The sequence below is a fragment of the Streptomyces sp. NPDC014995 genome (assembly GCF_043080745.1).
Classification (GTDB): domain Bacteria; phylum Actinomycetota; class Actinomycetes; order Streptomycetales; family Streptomycetaceae; genus Streptomyces.
Map to the genome: position 1 here is coordinate 82,195 of NZ_JBIBVX010000007.1, position 23,651 is coordinate 105,845.

At 73.5% G+C, this 23,651-nt stretch carries 19 protein-coding genes; 6 read left to right on the forward strand and 13 right to left on the reverse strand.

Features of this window, described 5'->3' with window-relative positions; all coding sequences use genetic code 11:
• Nucleotides 1-98: 98 nt before the first annotated feature.
• From ACF1A1_RS15975 to ACF1A1_RS15985, 3 genes are read left to right on the forward strand one after another with little or no spacing between them, the layout of a single operon-like run.
• Nucleotides 99-1,247, forward strand: coding sequence for an NAD(P)/FAD-dependent oxidoreductase (locus ACF1A1_RS15975; RefSeq protein ID WP_392000295.1), 1,149 nt, complete (start codon nt 99-101; stop codon nt 1,245-1,247).
• Nucleotides 1,244-2,305, forward strand: a complete 1,062-nt coding sequence (locus ACF1A1_RS15980; protein WP_392000297.1) for a saccharopine dehydrogenase — start codon at nt 1,244-1,246, stop codon at nt 2,303-2,305. The genes ACF1A1_RS15975 and ACF1A1_RS15980 overlap by 4 nt, the downstream gene beginning before the upstream one ends.
• Nucleotides 2,298-3,476, forward strand: coding sequence for a saccharopine dehydrogenase family protein (locus tag ACF1A1_RS15985; RefSeq protein WP_392000299.1), 1,179 nt, complete (start codon nt 2,298-2,300; stop codon nt 3,474-3,476). The genes ACF1A1_RS15980 and ACF1A1_RS15985 overlap by 8 nt, the downstream gene beginning before the upstream one ends.
• Before the next feature lie 243 nt (nt 3,477-3,719).
• Here ACF1A1_RS15985 and ACF1A1_RS15990 read toward each other — a convergent pair whose 3' ends face one another.
• Genes ACF1A1_RS15990 through ACF1A1_RS16000 form a run of 3 tightly spaced genes read right to left on the reverse strand, consistent with a single transcriptional unit; the run spans nt 3,720 to nt 7,183 of the window.
• Nucleotides 3,720-4,949, reverse strand: a complete 1,230-nt coding sequence (locus ACF1A1_RS15990; RefSeq protein ID WP_392000301.1) for a serine hydrolase domain-containing protein — start codon at nt 4,947-4,949, stop codon at nt 3,720-3,722.
• 57 nt (nt 4,950-5,006) lie between these two features.
• Nucleotides 5,007-6,596, reverse strand: a complete 1,590-nt coding sequence (locus ACF1A1_RS15995; RefSeq protein ID WP_392000303.1) for an MFS transporter — start codon at nt 6,594-6,596, stop codon at nt 5,007-5,009.
• Nucleotides 6,593-7,183, reverse strand: a complete 591-nt coding sequence (locus ACF1A1_RS16000; RefSeq protein WP_392000304.1) for a TetR/AcrR family transcriptional regulator — start codon at nt 7,181-7,183, stop codon at nt 6,593-6,595. The genes ACF1A1_RS15995 and ACF1A1_RS16000 overlap by 4 nt, the downstream gene beginning before the upstream one ends.
• Before the next feature lie 79 nt (nt 7,184-7,262).
• Here ACF1A1_RS16000 and ACF1A1_RS16005 point away from each other — a divergent pair, with 79 nt between their 5' ends.
• Entirely contained in the window at nt 7,263-7,712 is a 450-nt protein-coding gene (locus ACF1A1_RS16005) for a PPOX class F420-dependent oxidoreductase (protein WP_392000306.1), read from the forward strand.
• 157 nt (nt 7,713-7,869) lie between these two features.
• On the opposite strand, the gene ACF1A1_RS16010 is transcribed toward ACF1A1_RS16005, so the two are convergent.
• A complete protein-coding gene (locus tag ACF1A1_RS16010; protein WP_392000308.1) occupies nt 7,870-9,225 on the reverse strand; it encodes an MFS transporter in 1,356 nt (451 codons plus the stop codon).
• 213 nt (nt 9,226-9,438) lie between these two features.
• Complete coding sequence (locus ACF1A1_RS16015; RefSeq protein WP_392000310.1) at nt 9,439-10,104, reverse strand: TetR family transcriptional regulator; 666 nt, start codon at nt 10,102-10,104, stop codon at nt 9,439-9,441.
• 152 nt (nt 10,105-10,256) lie between these two features.
• Here ACF1A1_RS16015 and ACF1A1_RS16020 point away from each other — a divergent pair, with 152 nt between their 5' ends.
• Entirely contained in the window at nt 10,257-11,141 is an 885-nt protein-coding gene (locus ACF1A1_RS16020; RefSeq protein WP_392000311.1) for a shikimate dehydrogenase, read from the forward strand.
• A gap of 236 nt (nt 11,142-11,377) precedes the next feature.
• On the forward strand, nt 11,378-13,201 hold the full coding sequence (locus ACF1A1_RS16025) for a bifunctional sugar phosphate isomerase/epimerase/4-hydroxyphenylpyruvate dioxygenase family protein (protein ID WP_392000313.1): 1,824 nt from the start codon (nt 11,378-11,380) through the stop codon (nt 13,199-13,201).
• Between the two features lies 1 nt (nt 13,202).
• On the opposite strand, the gene ACF1A1_RS16030 is transcribed toward ACF1A1_RS16025, so the two are convergent.
• From ACF1A1_RS16030 to tkt, 8 genes are read right to left on the reverse strand one after another with little or no spacing between them, the layout of a single operon-like run.
• Nucleotides 13,203-14,645 carry a membrane-associated oxidoreductase gene (locus tag ACF1A1_RS16030; RefSeq protein WP_392000315.1) on the reverse strand — a complete coding sequence of 481 codons (1,443 nt, stop codon included), beginning with the start codon at nt 14,643-14,645 and terminating at the stop codon, nt 13,203-13,205.
• Nucleotides 14,646-14,686: 41 nt separating this feature from the next.
• A complete protein-coding gene (locus ACF1A1_RS16035) occupies nt 14,687-15,274 on the reverse strand; it encodes a histidine phosphatase family protein (protein ID WP_392000317.1) in 588 nt (195 codons plus the stop codon).
• Nucleotides 15,275-15,281: 7 nt separating this feature from the next.
• Nucleotides 15,282-16,166, reverse strand: coding sequence for a phosphogluconate dehydrogenase (NAD(+)-dependent, decarboxylating) (gnd, locus tag ACF1A1_RS16040; protein WP_392000318.1), 885 nt, complete (start codon nt 16,164-16,166; stop codon nt 15,282-15,284).
• Between the two features lies 1 nt (nt 16,167).
• Complete coding sequence (gene pgi / locus ACF1A1_RS16045) at nt 16,168-17,814, reverse strand: glucose-6-phosphate isomerase (protein WP_392000320.1); 1,647 nt, start codon at nt 17,812-17,814, stop codon at nt 16,168-16,170.
• Between the two features lies 1 nt (nt 17,815).
• Nucleotides 17,816-18,742, reverse strand: a complete 927-nt coding sequence (gene opcA, locus ACF1A1_RS16050; protein ID WP_392000322.1) for a glucose-6-phosphate dehydrogenase assembly protein OpcA — start codon at nt 18,740-18,742, stop codon at nt 17,816-17,818.
• On the reverse strand, nt 18,739-20,271 hold the full coding sequence (gene zwf / locus ACF1A1_RS16055) for a glucose-6-phosphate dehydrogenase (protein ID WP_392000324.1): 1,533 nt from the start codon (nt 20,269-20,271) through the stop codon (nt 18,739-18,741). Before zwf ends, opcA begins: the two co-directional genes overlap by 4 nt.
• Nucleotides 20,268-21,413 (reverse strand): transaldolase, encoded by a 1,146-nt coding sequence (gene tal / locus ACF1A1_RS16060; protein WP_392000326.1) that lies wholly within the window; start codon nt 21,411-21,413, stop codon nt 20,268-20,270. Before tal ends, zwf begins: the two co-directional genes overlap by 4 nt.
• Nucleotides 21,414-21,432: 19 nt before the next feature.
• On the reverse strand, nt 21,433-23,508 hold the full coding sequence (gene tkt, locus ACF1A1_RS16065; RefSeq protein ID WP_392000327.1) for a transketolase: 2,076 nt from the start codon (nt 23,506-23,508) through the stop codon (nt 21,433-21,435).
• Between the last annotated feature and the right edge of the window lie 143 nt (nt 23,509-23,651).

The window sequence follows — 23,651 nt, forward strand, 5'->3', positions numbered from 1 at the left end:
TCCCATGGTGACCACCCGGGCACCGACGACAGCGACGGCGCACGACAGCCTCGGCCTCGCACCCGGGCCGGGGCCGCCCGCCGGAAGGAGCCGTCCGCGTGAACACGCATGCCTCGGTCGTCGTCATCGGCGGCGGAGTGATGGGCACGAGCATCGCCTACCACCTGGCCGCCGCCGGCGTCCCCGACGTCCTCCTGGTCGAGCGGGACGAACTCGGCGCCGGCTCGACCTCGAAGGCCGCCGGGGGAGTGCGGGCCCAGTTCTCCGACGAGGTGAACATCCGGCTGGGGGCGCGCAGTCTGGAGGCGTTCGCGCGGTTCGGGCAGGAGATCGGGGCCGACATCGGGCTGCACCGCGTCGGCTATCTGTTCCTGCTGTCCACGCCGCAGGACGTCGCCTCCTTCGAGGCGAGCGTGCGGCTGCAGAACGCGCTGGGCGTGCCCAGCCGGATGATCGACCCGGCCGAGGCCCGCCGGCTCTCGCCGCTGATCGGCACCGACGGGCTGCTGGCGGCCGCGTTCTCGCCCGACGACGGGCACTGCACCCCCGAGGCCGTCGTCCACGGCTACGCGGCCGCCGCCCGCCGCCACGGGGCGCGCGTCCTGCGGCACACCGAGGTCACCGGCATCGACCTGCGCGGCTCCACCGTCACCGGCGTGACGACCACCCTCGGCCGCATCACCACCGACACGGTGGTCTGCGCGGCGGGCGCCTGGTCCCGGGCGGTCGGCGCGATGGCCGGCGTCGACCTGCCGGTACGGCCGCTGCGCCGCCAGATCGCGGTCACCGAACCGGTCCCCGGCGGCCTGCCGCCCGCGCTGCCGATGACGATCGACTTCTCCACCAGCCTCTACTTCCACGCCGAGGGTCCCGGCCTCCTCGTCGGCATGTCCGACCCCGACGAACGGCCCGGCTTCGCCACCGACACCCACGACCGCTGGATCCCCCGCCTGGCCGCGGCGATGGAGCGCCGCGCCCCCACCCTGCTCGACCTGCGCCGCACGGGCGGCTGGGCGGGCCTGTACGAGGTCACCCCGGACCACAACGCCCTGATCGGCGAGGCGACTTCGGTATCCCGTTTTCTGTATGCGACCGGCTTCTCGGGTCACGGCTTCCTGCAGGGCCCGGCCGTCGGAGAGGTCGTCCGCGACCTCTACCTCGGCCGCGTACCCTTCGTGGACGTCACCCCCCTCGGCGCCGGCCGGTTCGCCGCCGACGCCCCGCGTCCGGAGGTCAACCGGGTATGACCGCACTGCACCTGTGGCTGCGCCACGAGGTCCGTTCCACCGAGCGCCGCACCCCGATCGTGCCCGACGACGCCGGACGGCTCGTGGCGAGCGGAGTGGACCTGACCGTCGAGGAGTCCCCGCAGCGGATCTTCCCGACGCAGGAGTACGAGGCGGCCGGAGCCCGGATCGTGCCCGCCGGCTCTTGGGTGTCGGCGCCGCGCGACGCCGTGATCCTCGGCCTGAAGGAACTCCCCGGCCGGCCCCGCGAGCTGGTCCACCGCCATGTCTTCTTCGGGCACGCCTACAAGCGGCAGCCGGGCGCGGCCGACCTGCTGGGCCGGTTCGCGGCCGGGCGAGGGGCGCTCCTCGACCTGGAGTACCTGGTGGACGACGAGGGCCGCCGGCTCGCCGCGTTCGGCTTCTGGGCGGGCTACCTGGGCGCCGCACTGGCCGTGCTCCAGCACCGGGGCCGGCTGACCGCGCCCCTGCGCCCGACCGGCAAGGAGGAACTGGACGAGACGCTGCGCGCGGCCCCCGGCGACGAGGACTTCACCGCCCTCGTCGTCGGCGCCCTCGGCCGCAGCGGCCGAGGCGCCCGGGCCGCGTTCGTCACGGCCGGCGTCGAACCGACCTGCTGGGACCTGGCGGAGACCCGCGACCTGGACCGCCGCGCCCTGCTGGAGCACGACGTGATGGTCAACGCGGTGCTGGCCACCAGCCCCGTCCCGCCGTTCCTGCGGGAGGCGGACCTCGACGACCCCGCCCGCCGTCTGCGCACCCTCTCCGACGTCACCTGCGACGTCGGCTCCCCCCTCAACGTCCTGCCCGTCTACGACCGGACGACCGAGTGGACGGAACCGGTGCGACGGCTGCGCAAGGAGCCCCCGCTCGACCTGATCGCCATCGACAACCTGCCGTCCCTGCTGCCGCGCGAGTCCAGCACCGACTTCTCGGCGGCCCTGACGCCCCAGTTGCTCGACTTCGGGACCGGCGGCCCGTGGGGGCGCTGCCTGGACCGCTTCCACCGGGCGTGCCGGGAACTCGGTGTGACGGAAGGGGAGTCCGGCCGTGCCTGAGCGGATCGACGCGAGCGGGACCGTCCACTGGATCGGCGCCGGCCTGTCCACCGGCAGCGGCCTGGCCGCGCTGTGCGAGGACGCCGGGCGGGTGCGGCTGTGGCACCGCACCGAGGAGCGTGCCGCCGAGGCCCTCGGCCGGCTCGGCCTGACCGGACGCGCCGAGCCGCGCCCGTACACCCGCGAGGCGCTCACGGCGGAACTGGCGCCCGGGGACGTCGTGGTGTCGATGCTGCCCGCGCCCGCACACGCCCCGCTGCTGGCGGCGTGCGTGGACCGGCGCGCCCACTTCGCCTGCTCCAGCTATGTCTCGGACGCGGTGCTGGAGCAGGTGCCCGCGGCCCTCGACGCGGGCGTCGTCGTCCTGACCGAGGCCGGGCTCGACCCGGGCGTCGACCACCTCTTCGCGCACGGCCTCGTGGCGCGCGCCCGGGCGGCGATCGGCGACGGCACGCCCGCCTCGTACCGCTTCACGTCGTACTGCGGCGGCATCCCCGCCGTCCCCGACGACTTCCGCTACCGCTTCAGCTGGGCTCCGCTCGGTGTCCTCAACGCCCTGCGCTCACCCGCCCGTTACATCGAGGGCGGCACCGAGACGACCGCCGAGCGGCCGTGGGAGGCCACCCGCGCCCACCTCGTCGACGGCGAGGCCTTCGAGGTCTACCCCAACCGCGACAGCGTCCCGTTCATGGAGCAGTACGGGCTGCCGGCTGCCTGGCGGCCGCGGACCTTCGTGCGCGGCACGCTCCGTCCGGGCGGGTGGCGGCGGGCCTGGGCGGCGGTGTTCGAGGAGCTGAAGACGGGCGACGACGACCGGATCGCCGCCCTCGCCCGGGAACTGGCCGAGGCCCACCCCACAACGGACGGCGACCGGGACCGGGTCGTCCTCGCCGTGTCGCTGACGGTGAACGCCCGCAGCGGCGCGTCCTGGTCGGGCGGTCACCTGCTGGACCTGGTGGGCGACGAGAAGGAGAGCGCGATGGCCCGGTGTGTCTCCCGGCCCCTCGCGCTCGGCGTCCGGCACGTCCTCGACGGCTCCCTGCCGGCGGGGCTGAACCGTGCCGCCGAGACGGAGGAGCGGTCGCGGGAGTGGCTGGGTGAACTCGCCGCGCACGGCGTCCCGTTCACCCTGCGCGTCGACGGCGAGGGCGACGGCGACGTCGACGGCTGACACGGGGGCCGGCGGGGTACGGGTGGCGCCCGGTGTGAGGGCGACGGACGTCGGTGGAGCGGCCCCTCGGTCCGCCGACCCGCCAGCGCCTCGGACACCGGGGCCGCGACGTGTCGCGCGCCGGCTGGAAGTGCGGGCCGGCTGGAAGTGCCGCGCGACTGCCGGTGCCGGTGCGCTCGCCGCCCACCGACGGCCCGGCCGGAAAGCGACGGCCCGGCCGGTGCGCGGCGGCAGGCGGGCCGGTCAGTCCCTGACCGCCTCGTGGACCAGCCGCTTGAGGTCGGGGTAGAGCTTCAGCGACTTCCTCGGCCTCACCTGCGTCAGGAACTGCACCGTCAGGTCGCGGCCGGGGTCGACCCAGAACGTCGTGGTGGCCACCCCGCTCCAGCCGTAGGTGCCGAGCCCGGAGGGCGCCTGGGTGCGCCGCGGGTCGATCACCACCGAGACGCCGAGGCCAAAGCCGACGCCGTCGTTGCCGGGCTCGTCGTGCGCGGGGCGGCTGCCGACCGTGCGCAGGTCGGCGCCGCCGGGCAGGTGGTTGCGGGTCATCAGGTCCACCGTCTCGGGCCTGAGCAGGCGGATGCCGTCGAGTTCGCCGCGGCGGCGCAGCAACTCCATGAAACGGTGGATGTCGTATGCGGTCGCCACCATACCGCCGCTGCCCGACAGGAACCGGGGGCGGCCGGACAGCGGCAGCCCGGGGATCGGCTCGAGACGGCCGTCGTCGGTGTCGGCGTACAGTTCGGCCAGCCGGCCCGCCTGTTCGCCGGTGACCTGGAAGCCGGCGTCGGGCATGCCGAGCGGGCGGAAGATCCGTTCGGCGAGGAACTCGTCGAGGGCCCGGCCGGAGACGACCTCGATGATCCGGCCGAGCACGTTGGTGGCCACCGAGTAGTTCCACTGCGTGCCCGGCTCGAACTGCAGGGGCAGGCGCGCGTACGCCTCGACGGTCTCGGCCAGGTTCGAGCCGGGCAGCACCGCCGATTCCAGGCCTGCCTCGCGGTAGAGGGCGTCCACGGGGTGGCAGTGGTAGAAGGCGAAGGTCAGGCCGGCGGTGTGCGTCATCAGGTGCCGTACCAGGACGGGCTGCCGGACCGGGCGGGTCGTCATGGCGGAGCCGGAGCCGCCGACGTGGACGCGCTGGTCGGCGAAGGCGGGGAGGTGGTCGGCGACGGGGTCGTCGAGGGAGAGCCGGCCCTCCTCCACCAGCATCAGCGCGGCGACCGAGGTGAACGGCTTGGTCATCGAGTAGATCCGCCACAGCGTGTCCGGCTCGACGGGGAGTCCGGCGGCGACGTCCCGGTGGCCGTATGTGGTGAGGTGGGCGACCCGGCCGCCGCGGGCGACGGCCAGGAGGAAACCGGGCAGGCGCCCCTCGTCGACGTACTGGGCGACATGCCGGTCGAGGCGGTCCAGCGCCTCCGCGTCCAGTCCGGCCTCGCCCGGGTCGACCTCTTGTCGCAGCTGTGCCATCGCTCTCCTCCGGTGCGCTCGTCGAGGTGCGGTCCGGCGCGCCACGCCGGAACGGCCTCAGATGTCATGATCGCGCAGGGACGGCGGGAACGGACCCCGTTCGACGCCGTGACCGGTGTGCTCCGTGTCGCTCCGCCCGGCGGCGACCCCCGCCGGGCGGCCCGCCGGGGGACCGTCGGGGGCGGGACGGGACCGGCCCGGCAGCGCCCGGCACACCGGTACCGCCGCCGCTGCCACCACGGCGAGGACGACGAGCGGGGACCGGGTGCCGGCGTGGCCCATGAGCACGGTCGCCGACGCCACGCCGAGCGCCGGCCCGACGTTCATCGCCGTCTGCTGCAACCCGCCCGCCACCCCGGCCGCCCGGGCGGGAGCCTGCCGTACGACCACATGGGTGGCCGCGACCATCACCGCTCCGAAACCGGCGCCCAGCAGGGCGAACCCCAGGCAGAAGGCCGTCGGGCCGGAGGCCCGGGCCAGGGTGAGGAGGCCGGTGGCGAGGACGGCGGTGGCCCCGGCGACGGTGGGTCGGGCACCGGCCCGGCGCAGCAGGATGGCGGACGCGGGCGCCGCCGCGATCAGCAGCACGGCCAGCGGCAGGCTGAGCAGGGCGGTGCGCAGCGGGGTGAGACCCAGGTCGTCCTGGAGGACGTGGACACAGGCGAAGAGCGCGCCGTTGAGGGCCGCCGACGCGGTGACCAGCACGGTGAGCGCCGCGCCCACCGCCGGGGAACCGGCCACGTCCGGAGGCAGCAGCGGGGAGGGGGTGCGGCGCTCGTGCCGCACGAAGGCGGTACCGGCGACGACGGCCGCCGCGGCCACCGCGGCGCCGGGCGCACCGGTCACGCCGAACGGGGTGACCAGGGTGTGCACCAGACACGCCAGCGCCACCGCGAGCAGCAGCGCACCGGGCACGTCCAGCGCCACGACGGCCGAGGACCACCCCCGCTCGTGCCGCCGGCCGTGCGTCTCCCGCCGGCCCCACGTCCCCCGCCCGCGCCCCGCTTCCTGCCGGTCCCGCCCCTCCCGTGTCCTGCGTCCGTCCCGTGTCCTGCGTCCGTCCCGTGTCCTGCGTCCGTCCCGTGTCCCGCGTCCGTCCCGTGTCTCCCCGGAGGCGAGGGCGAGCACGCCGAAGGCCAGCGCGGGCGCGATGTTCAGCAGGAACACGGCCCGCCATCCGAACGCGGTTGTCAGCGCCCCGCCCACCAGCGGTCCGGCCGCGGCCGCCACCCCGATCGCGGCCGTCCGCACCGCGATGGGCCGCCGCAGCCGCTCCGGCGGGTACGCCACCCGCAGCATCCCGAGCGTCGCCGGCTGCAACAGCGCCCCGAACACGCCCTGCACGACGCGCAGCGCGATCACCCAGCCCACGCCGGGCGCCAGGGCGATGCCCGCCGAGGCGGCGGAGAAGCCGAGCATGCCGACGGCGAAGGTGCGCCGGTGCCCGTAGCGGTCGCCGAGCCGCCCGGCGAACACCAACAGGCCGGCGACGGCGACCAGATACCCGGTGCTGGTCCACTGGACCTGTGCGACGGAGGCGTGCAGGTCGCGCCGGAGGGTGGGCTGGGCGACGGTGAGGACGGTGCCGTCCAGGGCGACGACCACGGCACCCGCCACGCTGCTCGCCAGGGTCGGCGCGCGGTTCACCGGCCGGCCTCCGGCCCCAGGTGCGCGTCGAGAGCCGTCCGCAGCAGCGGTGCGAAGTCGTCGGTCCCCGTGGCGAGTGGGAGGCTTCCCCAGCGCCACAGCTGGGCGATGCCGTGCAGGTTCGCCCACAGCGCGCCCGCGACCGCGCGGGCGTCGGCGGCGGGGCGGACCCGTCCGACCAGTTCCACCAGCACACCGAACAGCGGCAGGCTGGTCTCCCGCAGGCGCAAGGACCCGCTCGCCAACAGGTCGTGACGGAACATCAGCTCGTACATGCCGGGGTTGTCCAGGGCGAACCGCAGGTAGACGCGGCCCAGTTCCGTCAGCTGCGCGCGGGGTGGAGCGGTGCCGTCGCCGAGCGCCGTCGTCACCCGGCCGGCCAGCTCGGTGAAGCCCCGGCGGGCGATGGCCGACAGCAGCTCCAGGTGGGTGGGGAAGTAGCGGCGCGGCGCCCCGTGCGAGACGCCCGCCCGCCGGGCTATCTCCCGCAGCGTCAGCGCCCCGACGCCCTCCCGGGCGAGCAGCTCCACCCCCACGTCCACGAGCCGGACCCGCAGATCCGGTCCGGGCGTCTCCGCATCGCTCATGGACAGTGTCTACCAGCGCGGGGTAGACACTGTCTACGGCCGGGGAATGCGGACGGCTCCCCGGGAGGTTGTGCCGCACATGACTCAGGACACGACGCGGCACGCCCTGCTCGCGCTGCTCTCCGACGGCCGGGGCGGGGTACTGGTCACCCTCAAGCGCGACGGCCGTCCCCAGCTGTCGAACGTCAGCCACCACTACTACCCGGACGAGGGCGTCATCCGGATCTCCGTCACGGACGACCGCGCCAAGACCCGCAACCTGCGCCGGGATCCCCGCGCCTCGTACCACGTGTCCAGCCCCGACCGGCGCGCCTACACGGTCGCCGAGGGCACCGCCGAGCTCTCGCCCGTCGCCGGGCACCCCTACGACGAGACCGTCGAGGAACTCGTCCGCCTCTACCGCGACGTCCTGGGCGAGCACCCCGACTGGGAGGACTACCGTGCGACCATGGTCCGCGACCGGCGTCTGGTGGTGCGCCTGCGGGTGGAGCGGGCGTACGGCATCCCGAAGAGGGACGACGACACGTAGCCGAGGACGGGCCGACGCCGAGGACGGGCCGTCGTCGAGGACGGGCCGTCGTCGTGGGGTGACCGGCGGTGGGGCGTGCCCGCCGTGACCGCGTGCCCGAGCCCTCGGCGCCGCCGCGACGGGCGTCGAGGGCTCGGGGAGCCGGGGAGCGGACCGCTCAGGCCGTCACCGTCTCCGGCTGGGCCGCCTCCCGGCCGGTGCGCCCGCCCAGCCGCTCCGTCGGCACCTTCGCCGTCTCCCGCGCCGACAGGGCGGCGATCACCGGCGGTACGCACAGCGCCGCCGTGAACAGGGCCACCGCCGACCAGTCGTCGCCGTCCGGGCCGGCGATCCGCGCGGCGAAGGTGACCGCGAAGCCGGCCACGGCGAAGCCGATCTGCGTGCCGATCGCCATGCCGGACAGGCGGACCCGGGTGGAGAACATCTCGCCGTAGAAGGCGGGCCACACGCCGTTCGCGGCGCTGTAGACGACACCGAAGGCGACGATGCCGAGGACCAGGGTCAGGGGGTAGGAGCCGGTGGAGATCGCCCACAGGTAGAGGAACATCGCCGCCGCGCTGCCGGCCGCGCCGATCAGGAACACCGGGCGGCGGCCGATGCGGTCGGACAGCGTGGCCCACAGGGGGATGGCCGCCAGCGCGACCAGGTTGGCCAGCGCGCCCACCCACAGCATGGAGGAGCGGCTCATCCCGACCGAGTCGCCGGTGGCGTACGCCAGCGCCCACACCGTGAAGATCGTGGAGACCGAGGCGACCAGCGCGCCCGCGATCACCCGCAGCACGTCCGCCCAGTGCTCGCGCAGCAGCACCGCCAACGGCAGCTTGGCGACACCCTCGCCGGTGGCCTGCTGGGCGAAGGCCGGGGTCTCGTCGAGCTTGCGGCGGATGACGTAGCCGACGACGGCGACCGCGATGCTCAGCCAGAACGGCACCCGCCAGCCCCACGACAGCAACTGCTCCTCGGGCAGTGCCGCGATGGGGATGAAGACCAGCGTGGCCAGGAGCTGACCGCCCTGCGTGCCGCTGAGGGTGAAACTGGTGAAGAAGCCGCGCCGGTGCGGCGGTGCGTGCTCCAGCGTCATCGAGTTGGCGCTGGCCTGCTCGCCGGCCGCGGAGATGCCCTGCAGCACCCGGCAGAGCACCAACAGCACCGGGGCGAGCGTCCCGACCTGGTCGCGGGTCGGCAGACAGCCGATGAGGAACGTCGACACGCCCATGAGGATGAGCGTGAACACCATGATCTTCTTGCGGCCCACCCGGTCCCCGAAGTGCCCCAGGAAGAGCGCGCCGACCGGGCGGGCCGCGTAGGCGACACCGAAGGTGGCCAGCGACAACAGGGTCGCGGTGGCCGGGTCGGACGCGTCGAAGAAGACCTCCGGGAAGATCAGCGCCGCCGCGCTGCCGTAGATGAAGAAGTCGTAGTACTCCAGGGCGCTGCCGATCCAGGCGGCGGTCGCGGCTTTCCTGGGCTGGCCGGGCGGGGCGGCGTCGTGGGGTGCTGCGGGGACGGACACGGCGTGCTCCTTCGGGGGGACTCCACCGTAGGGCGGAGTGGGGGAAGACGAGGGAGGGGGGAAGGGGCCGGATCCCTGGGGTGGTGGGGCGGCTCTGCCGGGCGCTACCCGGCTCAATTAACGCACTGGATAGTTAATAGCGGTTGGGTAGGGATGTTGCGCCCGCGTTTCGCCGGTGTCAAGGGGTCCCGCGCGGCCTCGAGGGGACGGGCCTCAGCCGGCCGCCCGCTCCGCCGTCAGGTAGGCGATCACCATGTCGCCGAGCATGGTGCGGTAGTGCTCGCGCTGCGCCGGGTCGACCAGGTCCCGCCCGAACAGGGCGCCGAAGGTGTGCCGGTTGGCCACCCGGAAGAAGCAGAACGAGCTGATCATCGCGTGCAGGTCGACGGCGTCGACGTCGGCCGTGAACAGGCCGGACTCCTGTCCGGCGGCCAGGATGCGGCGGATGACGTCCAGCGCGGGGGAGCCGATCCTGCCGAGCTTCTCGGAGGCGGCGATGTGCTCGGCCTCGTGGATGTTCTCGATGCTGACCAGGCGGATGAAGTCCGGGTGCTGCTCGTGGTGGTCGAAGGTCAGCTCCGCCAGCCGGCGGATGGCCGCGACCGGGTCCAGGTGCTCGACGTCGAGCTGCTGCTCGGCCTCGCGGATCACGCCGTAGGCGCGCTCCAGGACGGCGGTGAACAGCTGCTCCTTGCCGCCGAAGTAGTAGTAGATCATCCGCTTCGTGGTGCGGGTGCGGGCGGCGATGTCGTCCACGCGGGCGCCGGCGTAGCCGACCCGGGCGAACTCCTGGGTGGCCACGTCGAGGATCTCGGCCTGGGTGCGGGCGGCGTCACGGATCCGCCCGCCGGGTCGTGCCGGTTCGTCGACGCTGGTCATCGGGTTCCTTCGGGCGTAGGGCGCTTCTCACTCGCGTGTCGGGATTCTAGAAGCCCGATCGCCTCCCGTGGGACGGGAGGGCTTCCCCGCAGACCGGAATCGATGTTATGAGTAACTCACCAGTTCGTACATTAGGCCGCCAGGAGGTCCGCGTGACCAAGGACTCGTATCTCGTCGGGCTGATCGGCTCCGGCATCGGCCCGTCGCTCAGCCCGGCCCTGCACGAGCGGGAGGCGGACCGGCAGGGGCTGCGCTACCTGTACCGGCTGATCGACATCGACGTCCTGGGCGTGCCGCCGGAGGCGGTCGGCGACCTGGTGCGGGCCGCCCGCGACCTCGGCTTCGACGGACTGAACATCACGCACCCGTGCAAGCAGCTCGTCATCCCCCACCTCGACGCCCTGACGCCGCAGGCGCGGGCGCTCGGCGCGGTCAACACCGTGGTCTTCGACGACGGCCGGGCGGTCGGCCACAACACGGACGTCACCGGCTTCGCCGCCTCCTTCGCGCGCGGGCTGCCCGACGCGCCGCTGGAGCGGGTGGTGCAACTCGGCGCGGGCGGCGCGGGGGCGGCCGTCGCGTTCGCCACGCTCACCCTCGGCGCCGGCCGCGTGACCGTGGTGGACGCGCTGCCCGAGCGGGCCGCCGCCCTCGCCGACTCCCTGAACCGGCACTTCGGCGCCGACCGGGCGGCCGCCGCCGGGCCGGACCGCCTCGCCGGTCTGCTCGCCCGCGCCGACGGCGTCGGCGGCCTGGTGCACGCCACCCCCACCGGCATGGCCGCCCACCCCGGCCTGCCCGTCCCCGCCGGACTGCTGACCCCGGGGCTGTGGGTGGCCGAGGTCGTCTACCGGCCGCTGGAGACCCGGCTGCTGCGCACCGCCCGGGCGGCGGGCTGCGCCACCCTCGACGGCGGCGGCATGGCCGTCTTCCAGGCCGCGGACGCGTTCCGCCTGTTCACCGGCCGGGAACCCGACAGCGCGCGGATGCTCGCGGACATCACCGACCTGGCCGGCGCGGTCCCGGCCCCGAAATAACCCCGAGGCCCGCAACAGCCCCGCGGCCCCGAAACAGCCCCGAGGCCCGCAACAGCCCCGCGGCCCCGAAACAGCCCCGAGGCCCGCAACAGCCCCGCGGCCCCGAAACAGCCCCGCGGCTCCGAAACAGCCCCGCGGCCCTCCCACGGCCCCGCGGCTCCCGCAGTCCACGTGACCCCAGTGGCCCGGCGGCTCCCGAACGAGCACGGCCCGACGCAGGAAAAGAGGCACCCCCGGTGCGTACGTCCATCGCCACCGTCTCCCTGAGCGGCTCCCTCACGGAGAAGCTCACCGCCGCCGCCCGGGCCGGCTTCGACGGCGTCGAGATCTTCGAGAACGACCTGCTCGCCAGCCCCCTCACCCCCGAGGAGATCCGCGCCCGCTGCGCCGATCTGGGCCTGGGCATCGACCTGTACCAGCCGATGCGGGACATGGAGGCGGTGCCCGCCGGGGAGTTCGCCCGCACCCTGCGCCGCGCCCGCGCCAAGTTCGCCCTGATGAACCGGCTCGGCGCCGACCTGGTCCTGGTCTGCTCCAGCGTCTCCCCGCTCGCCGAGGACGACGACGCGCTCGCCGCCCAGCAGCTGTACGAACTCGCCGACCTCGCCCAGGACTTCGGGATCCGCGTCGCCTACGAGGCGCTCGCCTGGGGACGGCACGTCAGCACCTACGACCACGCCTGGCACATCGTCGAGACCGCCGGCCACCCGGCGCTCGGCACCTGCCTGGACAGCTTCCACATCCTCTCCCGGAGCCGCGGACCCAAGGACCTGGAAGGCATCGCGGACATCCCCGGCGAGAAGATCTTCTTCCTCCAGCTCGCCGACGCCCCGCTGCCCGCCATGGACGTCCTGCAGTGGTCCCGTCACCACCGCCGCTTCCCCGGCCAGGGCGGCTTCGACGTGGCGGGCCTGCTGCGCCACGTGCTGCGCGCCGGCTACGACGGCCCGCTCTCCCTGGAGGTCTTCAACGACGTCTTCCGGCAGGCCGAGGCCGGCCCGACCGCCGTCGACGCCCGCCGCTCCCTGCTGCTCCTCCAGGAGGAGGCGGGGCTCGGCGCCCTGCCCGCGCCGGTCGTCCCCACCGGGGTCGCCTTCGCCGAGCTGGTCACCCCGGACGCCGAGCCGGTCTCCGCGCTCCTCGGCTCCCTCGGCTTCGCCCGCACCGCCCGCCACCGCGGCAAGCCCGTCGAGCTGTGGGAACAGGGCGAGGCCCGGGTCCTGGTCAACACCGGCCCCGCCCTCCCCCACACCCGGCTCCGCGCGAGCGGGGGGACCCCCACCGACGGCACCCGCCTGGCCGCGGTGGGCCTGGAGTCGCCCGACCCGGCCGCCGCCGCCCGCCGCGCCGAGGCGCTGCTCGCCCCGGTCCTGCCGCGCCGCCGCGCCGCCGGGGACGCGCCCCTCGACGCGGTGGCCGCGCCCGACGGCACGGAACTCTTCCTGTGCGCCACGCACCGCCCCGGACTGCCCGACTGGCGCGCCGACTTCGAGGACCTCGCCGGCACCCCCGCACCCGGGGCCGCCGTCCGCATCGACCACCTCTCCCTCACCCAGCCCTGGCACCACTTCGACGAGGCCGTCCTCTTCCACCGCGGGGTCCTCGGTCTCGACGCCCAGGAGAGCGTCGACGTCGCCGACCCCTACGGCCTGCTGCGCAGCCGCGCCGTCAGCACCGCCGACGGCGGCGTCCGCATCCCCCTCACGGTCGGCGCGGCACCCGCCGACGCCACCGCCCACGCCCGGCACATCGCCCTGGCCACCGACGACGTGGTCGCGGCGGCCCGCCGCTTCACCGAGGCCGGCGGCCGCCTGCTGCCGATCCCCGCGAACTACTACGACGACCTCGCCGCCCGGTACGAGTTCGCCGACGGCGAGCTGGAGACCTACCGCGAACTCGGCATCCTCTACGACCGGGACGCGCACGGCGAGTTCCGGCACTGCTACACGCACACCGTCGGCCGGGTCTTCTTCGAACTCGTCCAGCGGGACGGCGGCTACCGGGGCTACGGCGCCGTGAACGCGCCGGTGCGGCTGGCGGCCCAGCACGCCGCGCGCTGACCTACTGGCGGCTGACCGTCCTGGTCACACCGGCGACGACGGTCGTGGCCAGGATCCAGCCGGTGAGGATCAGCACGTACGACAGGCTCTGGTGCCAGCCGGACGGGGCGAACGCGGATTCCTGCCCGAAGGAGATGACCGGCAGCAGCAGGTCCAGGGTGTAGAACACCGGGTCGAAGTCGGGGGCCTCGGACGCCTTGAGCGCGCGCGGGTGCTCCAGCGCGAAGGCGACCGAGCCGGCCGCGAGCAGCGACAGCAGCCAGACGGCGGCCCGCAGCGGGCGGAAGCCGTAGCCGACGGCCGCGTCCTGGAGGTGCCCCCACAGCCGGCCGTACCAGGGGAGCGTGCTCCGGTGCCGGCGCAGCTTGGCCAGCTGCACCAGCCGGGCGGCCCGGTCGTCGCCGGTGTTGCGGTAGGCGGCGGTGAGCTGCTCGTAGGCGTGCGGGTCGAACGCGCCGTCGTCGCGCTCCAGCATCGGCAGCCGGCGCTCGGCGGGCTCGTGCGGGGTGAGGAAGGTGTAGGTGAGGTCGAGCAGGCGCACCTGGCCGGGCAGCATCTCCGGCTCCAGGTGGAGCTGGTTGATCTCGGCGCGCCGCAGATTGAGCCGGCCCTCGACCGGCGGGCCCCCGCGCAGCCACAGCTCGCCGATCACACAGCTGCTGGCGCGCAGGGCGGTGTCGCCGGGGCCCGCGAGCGTCGCGTACAGCAGGTCGACCCGGCCGGGTATGCGGGCGCCGCGCAGATCGATCCGGCCGTGGGCGCGCAGCCGGCGGCCGAGGAAGTTGGCGCCGACGTCGAGGGACTCCCCGTCCAGGACGTGGGCGCCGGGGTTGCTCAGTTCGGCGTCGTCCAGGTCGATGGAGCCGGCCACGCTCGCGCCGTCGAGCCGGATCAGTCCCCGGGCGCGCAGGCCGCGGGCGCAGAGGTCGTCGTCGATGGAGACCTGGTTGAGCTGGAGCACGGGGTCCGCGGGGTCGGTCGTGGTGATCTCCGCCCCGTCGAGGTACAGCGCTCCGGAGATCTGGGCGCGGCTGAGGTGCACGGGGCCGTCGACACGGCAGCGGGTCAGGCGCAGTCCGCCGTCGATCCGGGTGTGCGCCGCCGCCAGGCCGGGCAGCACGGAGTCGCGCAGGGTGACGTAGTTGAACTGGGCGCCGGCCAGGCGGGGCGTCTCCTCGAAGCGGCAGTGGTTCAGGCGGATCACGCTGTCGACGGTCGCGTACCGCAGGTCCAGCACGCCGGTGATGCGGGCTCCCACCACCCTGAGGGCCGCCACCTCGCCCGGTTCCCTGGGGCCGTTGAGGAGCAGCGCCCGCAACACGGCCGCCCGCAGGGCCGGTTCCGGACCCCCCGCCTCGCGGTCCGCCCGGAAGTCCACGGTCCTCGCCGTGGCGAAGGCCCGCCAGACGCGCTGTTCGGCCGGTGTCAGATCGTCGATCTCCATCAGCCGCGACTCTGGCGGGCCCCCCGGTCGGTGTCAACCGGCTACGGCCGGACGTTCCACTCCGCGACGACCGGCCGCCCGTGCTCCGTCGACAGACGGCTGACCGTGCCCGTGGCCAGCTGGAACAGCCGCCCGTCCGCGGGCGGCAGCCCGAGCCGGCGGGCCGTCAGCACCCGGAGGACGTGCCCGTGGGCGACGAGGACGACGTCACCGGCCGGGAGCGCCGCGTCGACCCGGGACAGCACCCGGTCGACACGCCGTCCGGCCTCCTCGGGCGACTCGCCGGGATGACCGTCCGGGCCGGGTGGCACGCCGTCGGTCCACAGGTCCCAGGTGGGACGGGTGCGGTGTATCTCGGCGGTGGTGACGCCCTCGTAGGCCCCGTAGTCCCACTCGTGCAGGTCGGGTTCGGGTACGGCGCCGGTGATGCCCGCGAGGTCGGCGGTGCGGACGGCGCGGTGCAGCGGGCTGGTGAGCGCCAGCGAGAAGGCCCGGCCGGAGAGGAGCGGAGCGAGGGACTTGGCCTGCTCCTCGCCGTGCTCGGTGAGGGGCAGGTCGGTGAAGCCGGTGTGCTGCCCCGACAGGCTCCACCGCGTCTCCCCGTGACGGACCAGCAGGAGATCCCCCACGGCCGGGCTACGCCTTCTTCGCCGACTCGACGGCGTGGCCGCCGAACTGGTTGCGCAGCGCCGCGATCATCTTCATCTGCGGCGAGTCGTCCTGACGGGAGGCGAACCGCGCGAACAGGGACGCGGTGATCGCCGGCAGCGGCACCGCGTTGTCGATGGCGGCCTCCACGGTCCAGCGGCCCTCGCCGGAGTCCTCCGCGTAGCCGCGCAGCTTGTCGAGGTGCTCGTCGTCGTCGAGGGCGTTGACCGCGAGGTCCAGCAGCCAGGACCGGATGACCGTGCCCTCCTGCCAGGAGCGGAAGACCTCGCGGACGTCGGTGACCGAGTCGACCTTCTCCAGCAGCTCCCAGCCCTCGGCGTAGGCCTGCATCATGGCGTACTCGATGCCGTTGTGGACCATCTTCGAGAAGTGCCCGGCGCCGACCCTGCCCGCGTGGACGTAGCCGTACGGGCCCTCCGGCTTGAGCGCGTCGAAGACCGGCCGGACGCGGTCGACGTGCTCCTTGTCGCCGCCGACCATCAGGGCGTAGCCGTTCTCCAGGCCCCACACGCCGCCCGAGACGCCCGCGTCGACGAAGCCGATGCCCTTGGCTCCCAGCTCCGCGGCGTGCTTCTCGTCGTCCGTCCAGCGGGAGTTGCCGCCGTCGACGACCGTGTCGCCGGCCTCCAGGAGGCCGCCCAGCTCGTCGATGACGGACTGGGTGGGCGCGCCGGCCGGGACCATCACCCAGACGGTGCGCGGCGCCTGGAGCCGGTCGACGAGTTCGGCGAGGCCGCTCACGTCGGACAGCTCGGGGTTGCGGTCGTAGCCGACGACGGTGTGGCCGGCGCGGCGGATCCGCTCGCGCATGTTGCCGCCCATCCTGCCGAGACCGATCAGACCCAACTGCATGTCAGTGCACTTCCTTCAGTTCGCGGTAGGCGGCCACGAGGGCGGCGGTGGAGGAGTCCAGACCGGGGACGTCGGCGCCCCGGGTCAGGGCGGGTTCGACCTGTTTGGCGAGGACCTTGCCGAGTTCCACGCCCCACTGGTCGAAGGAGTCGATGTCCCAGACCGCGCCCTGGACGAACACCTTGTGCTCGTAGAGGGCGATGAGCTGCCCGAGGACGGACGGGGTCAGCTCGCGGGCGAGGATGGTGGTGGTGGGGTGGTTGCCCGGGAAGGTGCGGTGCGCGACCTGCTCCTCGGGCACCCCCTCCGCGCGGACCTCGTCCGCGGTCCTGCCGAAGGCGAGCGCCTGCCCCTGCGCGAACAGGTTGGCCATCAGCAGGTCGTGCTGCGCCTTGAGGTCGTCGCCCAGCTCGTCGACGGGGCGGGCGAAGCCGATCAGGTCGGCCGGGATCAGCTTCGTGCCCTGGTGGATCAACTGGTAGTAGGCGTGCTGCCCGTTGGTGCCGGGCGTGCCCCACACCACCGGCCCGGTCTGCCACTGGACGGGCCGGCCCGCGCGGTCCACCGACTTGCCGTTGGACTCCATGTCGAGCTGCTGGAGGTAGGCGGTGAACTTCGACAGGTAGTGCGAGTACGGCAGCACGGCGTGCGACTGGGCGTCGAAGAAGTTGCCGTACCAGATGCCCAGCAGGCCGAGGAGGAGCGGGGCGTTGGCCTCGGGGGGCGCGGTGCGGAAGTGGTCGTCGACGATCCGGAACCCGTCGAGCATCTCCCGGAACCGCCGCGGACCGATCGCGATCATCAGCGACAGGCCGATCGCCGAGTCGTAGGAGTAGCGGCCGCCGACCCAGTCCCAGAACTCGAACATGTTGTCGACGTCGATGCCGAAGTCGGCGACCTTCCCGGCGTTGGTCGACAGGGCGACGAAGTGCCGCGCGACCGCCTTCTCCTCGCCGCCCAGCCCCGCCAGCAGCCAGGAGCGGGCCGAGGTCGCGTTGGTGATCGTCTCGATCGTGGTGAACGTCTTGGACGCGACGACGAACAGCGTCTCCGCCGGGTCCAGGTCCCGCACGGCCTCGTGCAGGTCGGCGCCGTCCACGTTCGACACGAAACGGAACGTCAGCTCCCGTGCCGTGTACGCGCGCAGCGCCTCGTACGCCATCGCCGGGCCCAGGTCGGAGCCGCCGATGCCGATGTTGACGACGTTGCGGATACGCCGGCCCGTGTACCCGGTCCACTCGCCGGAGCGCACCCGGTCGGCGAAGTCCGTCATCCGGTCGAGGACCGCGTGGACCCGCGGCACGACGTTCTCGCCGTCGACCTCGATCACGGCGTCCGCCGGAGCGCGCAGCGCGGTGTGCAGCACCGCCCGCCGCTCCGTGATGTTGATCCTCTCGCCGCGGAACATGGCGTCGCGCAGCCCGGACACGTCGGTGGCGGCGGCGAGTTCCCGCAGCAGGGCGAGGGTCTCGTCGGTGACCAGGTGCTTGGAGTAGTCGATGCGCAGGTCGCCGACGCGCGCCACGTACCGCTGCGCGCGTCCGGGGTCCGCCGCGAACAGCTCGCGCAGGTGCGCGTGCCAGTGGGCGCGGTGGTCCTCCAGAGCGGCCCACTCGGGCCGCAGGGTGAGCTTCGGGGTGTCGGACATCTCAGACGTTCTCCCTGGTGTCGTCGCCCCGCAGGGCGACGGCGTACATCTCGTCCGCGTCGAGGCGCCGCAGCTCCTCGGCGATGAGTTCGGAGGTGGCGCGGACCTTCAGCGCGAGGGTGCGCGACGGCTGGCCCGGCAGGGTCAGCGTGGCCAGCGGGCCCTCGGGGCGGTCGATGACGATCTCGCCGTTCGCGGTGCCCAGGCGCACGGCCGTGACGACCGGGCCGGCGGTGACGACCCGGTCGACGGGCACGTTCAGCCGGGCCTCCAGCCAGCGCGCGAGCAGTTCGGCGCTGGGGTTGTCGGCCTCGCTCTCGACGGCCGCCGACGTGATCGGCACCCGCGCCTGGTCCAGGGCCGCCGCCAGCATCGAACGCCACGGCGTCAGCCGGGTCCACGCGAGGTCGGTGTCGCCGGGCGCGTACGACCGCACCCGCGCCTCCAGCGCCTCCAGCGGCCGCTCCACGGCGTACATGTCGGTGATCCGGCGCTGGGCGAGCGCCCCCAGCGGGTCCTTGGCCGGGTTCGCGGGCGCGTCCACCGGCCACCACACGACGACCGGCGCGTCCGGCAGCAGCAGCGGCAGGACGACGGAGTCGGCGTGGTCGGAGACCTCGCCGTACGTCCGCAGCACCACCGTCTCGCCGGTGCCGGCGTCGGCGCCCACCCTCACCTCGGCGTCGAGGTGGGAGTTGGTGCGGTCGCGGGGGGTGCGGGCGTGCCGCTTGATGACGACCAGGGTGCGCGAGGGGTGCTCGTGCGAGGCCTGCTCGGCCGCCCTGATCGAGTCGTAGGCGTTCTCCTCGTCCGTGACGATGACCATCGTCAGGACCATGCCCACGGCCGGTGTGCCGATGGCGCGGCGACCCTGCACCAGCGCCTTGTTGATCCTGCTTGCCGTGGTGTCGGTCAGGTCGATCTTCATGGCCTGCGCCAGCTCCGTCCGTCTCGTGCGAGCATCTCGTCGGCTTCCTCGGGTCCCCAGCTGCCCGACGCGTACGTGGCCGGCCTGCCGTGGGTGGCCCAGTACTCCTCGATCGGGTCGAGGATCCTCCAGGACTCCTCCACCTCCTGGTGGCGCGGGAAGAGGTTGGCGTCGCCGAGCAGCACGTCCAGGATGAGACGTTCGTACGCCTCCGGGCTGGACTCCGTGAAGGACTCGCCGTACGCGAAGTCCATCGTCACGTCCCGGATCTCCATGGAGGTGCCCGGCACCTTGGAGCCGAAGCGGACGGTCACGCCCTCGTCGGGCTGGACGCGGATGACGATGGCGTTCTGGCCGAGTTCCTCGGTGGCGGTGGAGTCGAAGGGGGAGTGCGGGGCGCGCTGGAAGACGACCGCGATCTCGGTGACGCGGCGGCCGAGACGCTTGCCGGTGCGCAGGTAGAAGGGGACGCCCGCCCAGCGGCGGTTGTCGACGTTCAGCCGGACGGCCGCGTAGGTGTCCGTCGTGGACGCCGGGTCGATGCCGTCCTCCTCCAGGTAGCCGCGCACCTTCTCGCCGCCCTGCCAGGCGCCCGCGTACTGCGCCCGCACGGTGTGCCCGCCGAGGTCCTCCGGCAGCTTCACGGCCCGCAGGACCTTCAGCTTCTCGGTGAGCAGCGAGGCCGCGTCGAAGGAGGCGGGCTCCTCCATCGCGGTGAGCGCCATCAGCTGGAGCAGGTGGTTCTGGATGACGTCGCGCGCCGAGCCGATGCCGTCGTAGTAGCCGGCGCGGCCGCCGATGCCGATGTCCTCGGCCATCGTGATCTGGATGTGGTCGACGTACGAACGGTTCCAGATCGGCTCGAACATCTGGTTGGCGAAGCGCAGCGCCAGGATGTTCTGGACGGTCTCCTTGCCGAGGTAGTGGTCGATGCGGAACACCTGGTCGGGCTCGAACACGTCGTGCACGATCGTGTTCAGCTCCCGCGCGCTCGCCAGGTCGTGCCCGAACGGCTTCTCGATCACCGCCCGCCGCCACGAGCCCTCCGGCGCGTTCGCCAGCCCGTGCTTCTTCAGCTGCTCGACGACCTTCGGGAAGAACTTCGGCGGTACGGAGAGGTAGAAGGCGAAGTTGCCGCCGGTGCCGCGGGAGGAGTCCAGCTCCTCGACGGCGTCGCGCAGCTGCTTGAACGCCGCGTCGTCGTCGAAGTCGCCGGGGATGAACCGCATGCCCTCGGCGAGCTGCTGCCAGACCTCCTCGCGGAACGGGGTCCGCGCGTGCTCGCGCACCGCGTCGTGGACGACCTGCGCGAAGTCCTGGTCCTCCCAGTCGCGGCGGGCGAAGCCGACGAGCGAGAAGCCCGGCGGCAGCAGACCGCGGTTGGCGAGGTCGTAGACGGCCGGCATCAGCTTCTTGCGGGACAGGTCGCCGGTCACCCCGAAGATGACGAGCCCGGACGGGCCCGCGATGCGCGGCAGCCGCCGGTCGCGGGCGTCCCGGAGCGGGTTGTTCCACACGGGGATGCTCATTCCGCGTCAACTCCCTTGCTGTTCAGCGACTTCGTGACCGTGTCCAGCAGCTCCTGCCACGCCGCCTCGAACTTGGCGACGCCCTCCTCCTCCAGCCGGGTGACGACCTCGTCGTAGGAGATGCCGAGCGCTTCCACGGCGGCGAGGTCGGCGCGGGCCTGGGCGTAGCCGCCGGTCACCGTGTTCCCGGTGATCGCGCCGTGGCCGGCGACGGCGTCGAGGGTGGCCTCCGGCATGGTGTTGACGGTGCCGGGGGCCACCAGCTCGTCGACGTACAGCGTGTCCTTGTACGCGGGATCCTTCACGCCGGTGGACGCCCACAGCGGACGCTGCTTGTTCGCCCTGGCGCCGCCGAGGGCGGTCCAGCGGTCCCCGGCGAAGACCTCCTCGTACGCCTCGTAGGCGAGCCGGGCGTTGGCGAGCGCCGCCCGCCCCTTCAGCGCGAGGGCCTCGTCCGTGCCGAGGACCGTCAGCCGCTTGTCGATCTCGGAGTCGACGCGGGAGACGAAGAAGGAGGCGACGGAGTGGATCGTCGACAGGTCCAGGCCCGCCGCCTGCGCCTTCTCCAGGCCGGCGAGATAGGCGTCCATGACCTCGCGGTAGCGCTCCAGCGAGAAGATCAGCGTGACGTTGACGCTGATGCCGAGGCCGGTGACCTCGGTGATCGCCGGGAGACCGGCCTTCGTCGCCGGGATCTTGATCATGACGTTGGGGCGGTCGACCAGCCAGGCGAGCTGCTTGGCCTCGGCGATCGTGGCCGCCGTGTCGTGGGCGAGGCGGGGGTCGACCTCGATGGAGACCCGGCCGTCGCGACCACCGGAGCTCGTGTACACGGAATGCAGGACATCGGCGGCGGCCCGCACGTCCGCGGTCGTCATCATCCGTACGGCCTCGTCGACCGTCACGCCCCGCGCGGCCAGCTCGGCGAGCTGCTCCTCGTAGCCCGCACCGGAGCCGATGGCGGCCTGGAAGATGGACGGGTTGGTGGTGACGCCGACGACGTGCCGCGTCGCGACGAGGCGGGCGAGGTCGCCGGACGTGATGCGCGTGCGCGACAGGTCGTCCAGCCAGACCGACACGCCTTCGTCGGTCAGGCGCCTGAGCGCTCCCGCGGCGGCGGATGCTTCGGTCACTGTGATCATCTTCTTTCTGGCGATCGGATCAACCACGCGCGGCGGCCAGCGATTCCCGGGCAGCGGCGGCGACGTTCTCGGGGGTGAAGCCGTACTCGGCGAAGAGGGTGCCGGCGTCGGCGGAGGCGCCGAAGTGTTCGAGGGAGACGATGCGTCCTGCGTCACCCGTGAACCGGTACCACGTCAGACCGATACCCGCCTCGACCGCAACGCGGGCCTTCACCGACGGCGGAAGCACCCGGTCGCGGTAGGCGCGCGGCTGCTCCTCGAACCACTCCACGGACGGCATCGACACCACCCGCGTCCCGATCCCCTCGGCCTCCAGCCGCTCGCGCGCGGCGACGGCGAGCCGCACCTCGGAGCCGGTGGCGATGAGGACGACGTCCGGAGCCCGGGTGGAGGCCTCCTTCAGGACGTAACCGCCGCGTGCCGCGTCCGGGTCGGGCGCGTAGGTCGGGACGCCCTGGCGGGTGAGGGCCAGGCCGTGCGGGGCCGGCCGGGTGGCGTGCCGCCTGAGGATCTCGGCCCAGGCGATCGCGGTCTCGTTGGCGTCGGCCGGGCGGACCACGTTCAGGCCGGGGATGGCGCGCAGCGCGGCCAGGTGCTCGACCGGCTGGTGGGTCGGGCCGTCCTCGCCGAGCCCGATGGAGTCGTGCGTCCACACGTACGTCACCGGCAGCTGCATCAGCGCCGACATGCGCACGGCGTTGCGCATGTAGTCGGAGAACACCAGGAAGGTACCGCCGTAGACACGGGTGTTGCCGTGCAGGGCGATGCCGTTCATCTCCGCGGCCATCGAGAACTCGCGGATGCCGAAGTGGACGGTGCGGCCGTACGGGTCCGCCCCGGGCAGCGGGTTGCCCTGCGGCAGGAACGACGACGTCTTGTCGATGGTGGTGTTGTTGGAGCCCGCCAGGTCGGCGGAGCCGCCCCACAGTTCGGGGAGGACCGCGCCGAGCGACTGGAGGACCTTGCCGGAGGCCGCGCGGGTGGCGACGGACCGGCCCTCCTCGAAGACGGGCAGCGCGTCCTCCCAGCCGTCGGGGAGCTGACCGGCGACGACCCGGTCGAAGAGCTGCGCGCGCCCGGGGTTGGCGCCGCGCCAGGTGGCGAGCTGCTTGTCCCAGGCGGCGTGGGCCTCGGCGCCCCGGTCGAGGGCGGCGCGGGTGTGGGCGAGGACGTCGTCGGCCACCTCGAAGGTCTGCTCCGGGTCGAAGCCGAGGACGCGCTTGGTGGCGGCCACCTCGTCGTCGCCGAGCGCGGAACCGTGGGAGGCCTCGGTGTTCCGCGCGTTCGGGGCCGGCCAGGCGATGATCGTGCGCATCGCGATGATCGACGGCCGCCCGGTCTCCGCCTGCGCCGCCCGCAGGGCCGCGTGCAGGGCGTGGACGTCGATGTCGCCGTTCCCGGCGGGCGCGACGCGCCGGGTGTGCCAGCCGTAGGCCTCGTAGCGCTTCAGCACGTCCTCGGAGAACGCCGTGGCGGTGTCGCCCTCGATGGAGATGTGGTTGTCGTCGTAGAGGAGGACGAGGTTGCCGAGCCGCTGGTGGCCGGCGAGGGAGGAGGCCTCGGCGGAGACGCCCTCCTGGAGGTCGCCGTCGGAGACGATCGCCCAGATGGTGTGGTCGAACGGGGAGGTGCCCTCGGGGGCCTCCGGGTCGAACAGGCCGCGCTCGTAGCGGGCGGCCATCGCCATGCCGACGGCGTTGGCGACGCCCTGGCCGAGCGGGCCGGTGGTGGTCTCGACGCCGGCGGTGTGCCCGTACTCGGGGTGGCCGGGCGTCTTCGAGCCGTGCGTGCGGAACGCCTTCAGGTCGTCCAGCTCCAGCTCGTAGCCGGCGAGGAAGAGCTGCGTGTAGAGCGTGAGCGAGGTGTGGCCGGGGGAGAGGACGAAGCGGTCACGCCCGGTCCACTCCGGGTCCGCCGGATCGTGCCGCATCACCTTCTGAAAGATCGTGTACGCGGCCGGCGCGAGGCTCATGGCGGTGCCGGGGTGGCCGTTTCCCACCTTCTGCACGGCATCCGCGGCCAGAAGGCGTGCGGTGTCGACGGCACGCCGGTCGAGTTCGGTCCATGCGAAGCTGTCCGGTGTCTGCGTGCTCATCTTCAAGAAGTCCTCGATACGAGCGAAGTGGCTGGTCTGACGGGTTCAAAAGTAAAAGTCTGACTTTTTCGGGGGAAGGTCTCCGTGTGCCAGGCTGTGGTGAAAGTGGGACACCCCGGCGGGTGCGGGGGCGCGACCGAGGC

Coding starts and splice junctions, on each gene's coding strand:
- ACF1A1_RS16000 (WP_392000304.1), bottom strand. CDS start 7,183: ATGAGCGATGCGGAGACGCCCGGACCGGATCTGCGGGTCCGGCTCGTG.
- opcA (WP_392000322.1), bottom strand. CDS start 18,742: ATGAAGATCGACCTGACCGACACCACGGCAAGCAGGATCAACAAGGCG.
- tkt (WP_392000327.1), bottom strand. CDS start 23,508: ATGAGCACGCAGACACCGGACAGCTTCGCATGGACCGAACTCGACCGG.
- ACF1A1_RS15990 (WP_392000301.1), bottom strand. CDS start 4,949: ATGGCACAGCTGCGACAAGAGGTCGACCCGGGCGAGGCCGGACTGGAC.
- pgi (WP_392000320.1), bottom strand. CDS start 17,814: ATGTCCGACACCCCGAAGCTCACCCTGCGGCCCGAGTGGGCCGCTCTG.
- ACF1A1_RS16005 (WP_392000306.1), top strand. CDS start 7,263: ATGACTCAGGACACGACGCGGCACGCCCTGCTCGCGCTGCTCTCCGAC.
- ACF1A1_RS16015 (WP_392000310.1), bottom strand. CDS start 10,104: ATGACCAGCGTCGACGAACCGGCACGACCCGGCGGGCGGATCCGTGAC.
- ACF1A1_RS15980 (WP_392000297.1), top strand. CDS start 1,244: ATGACCGCACTGCACCTGTGGCTGCGCCACGAGGTCCGTTCCACCGAG.
- ACF1A1_RS16030 (WP_392000315.1), bottom strand. CDS start 14,645: ATGGAGATCGACGATCTGACACCGGCCGAACAGCGCGTCTGGCGGGCC.
- gnd (WP_392000318.1), bottom strand. CDS start 16,166: ATGCAGTTGGGTCTGATCGGTCTCGGCAGGATGGGCGGCAACATGCGC.
- tal (WP_392000326.1), bottom strand. CDS start 21,413: ATGATCACAGTGACCGAAGCATCCGCCGCCGCGGGAGCGCTCAGGCGC.
- zwf (WP_392000324.1), bottom strand. CDS start 20,271: ATGAGCATCCCCGTGTGGAACAACCCGCTCCGGGACGCCCGCGACCGG.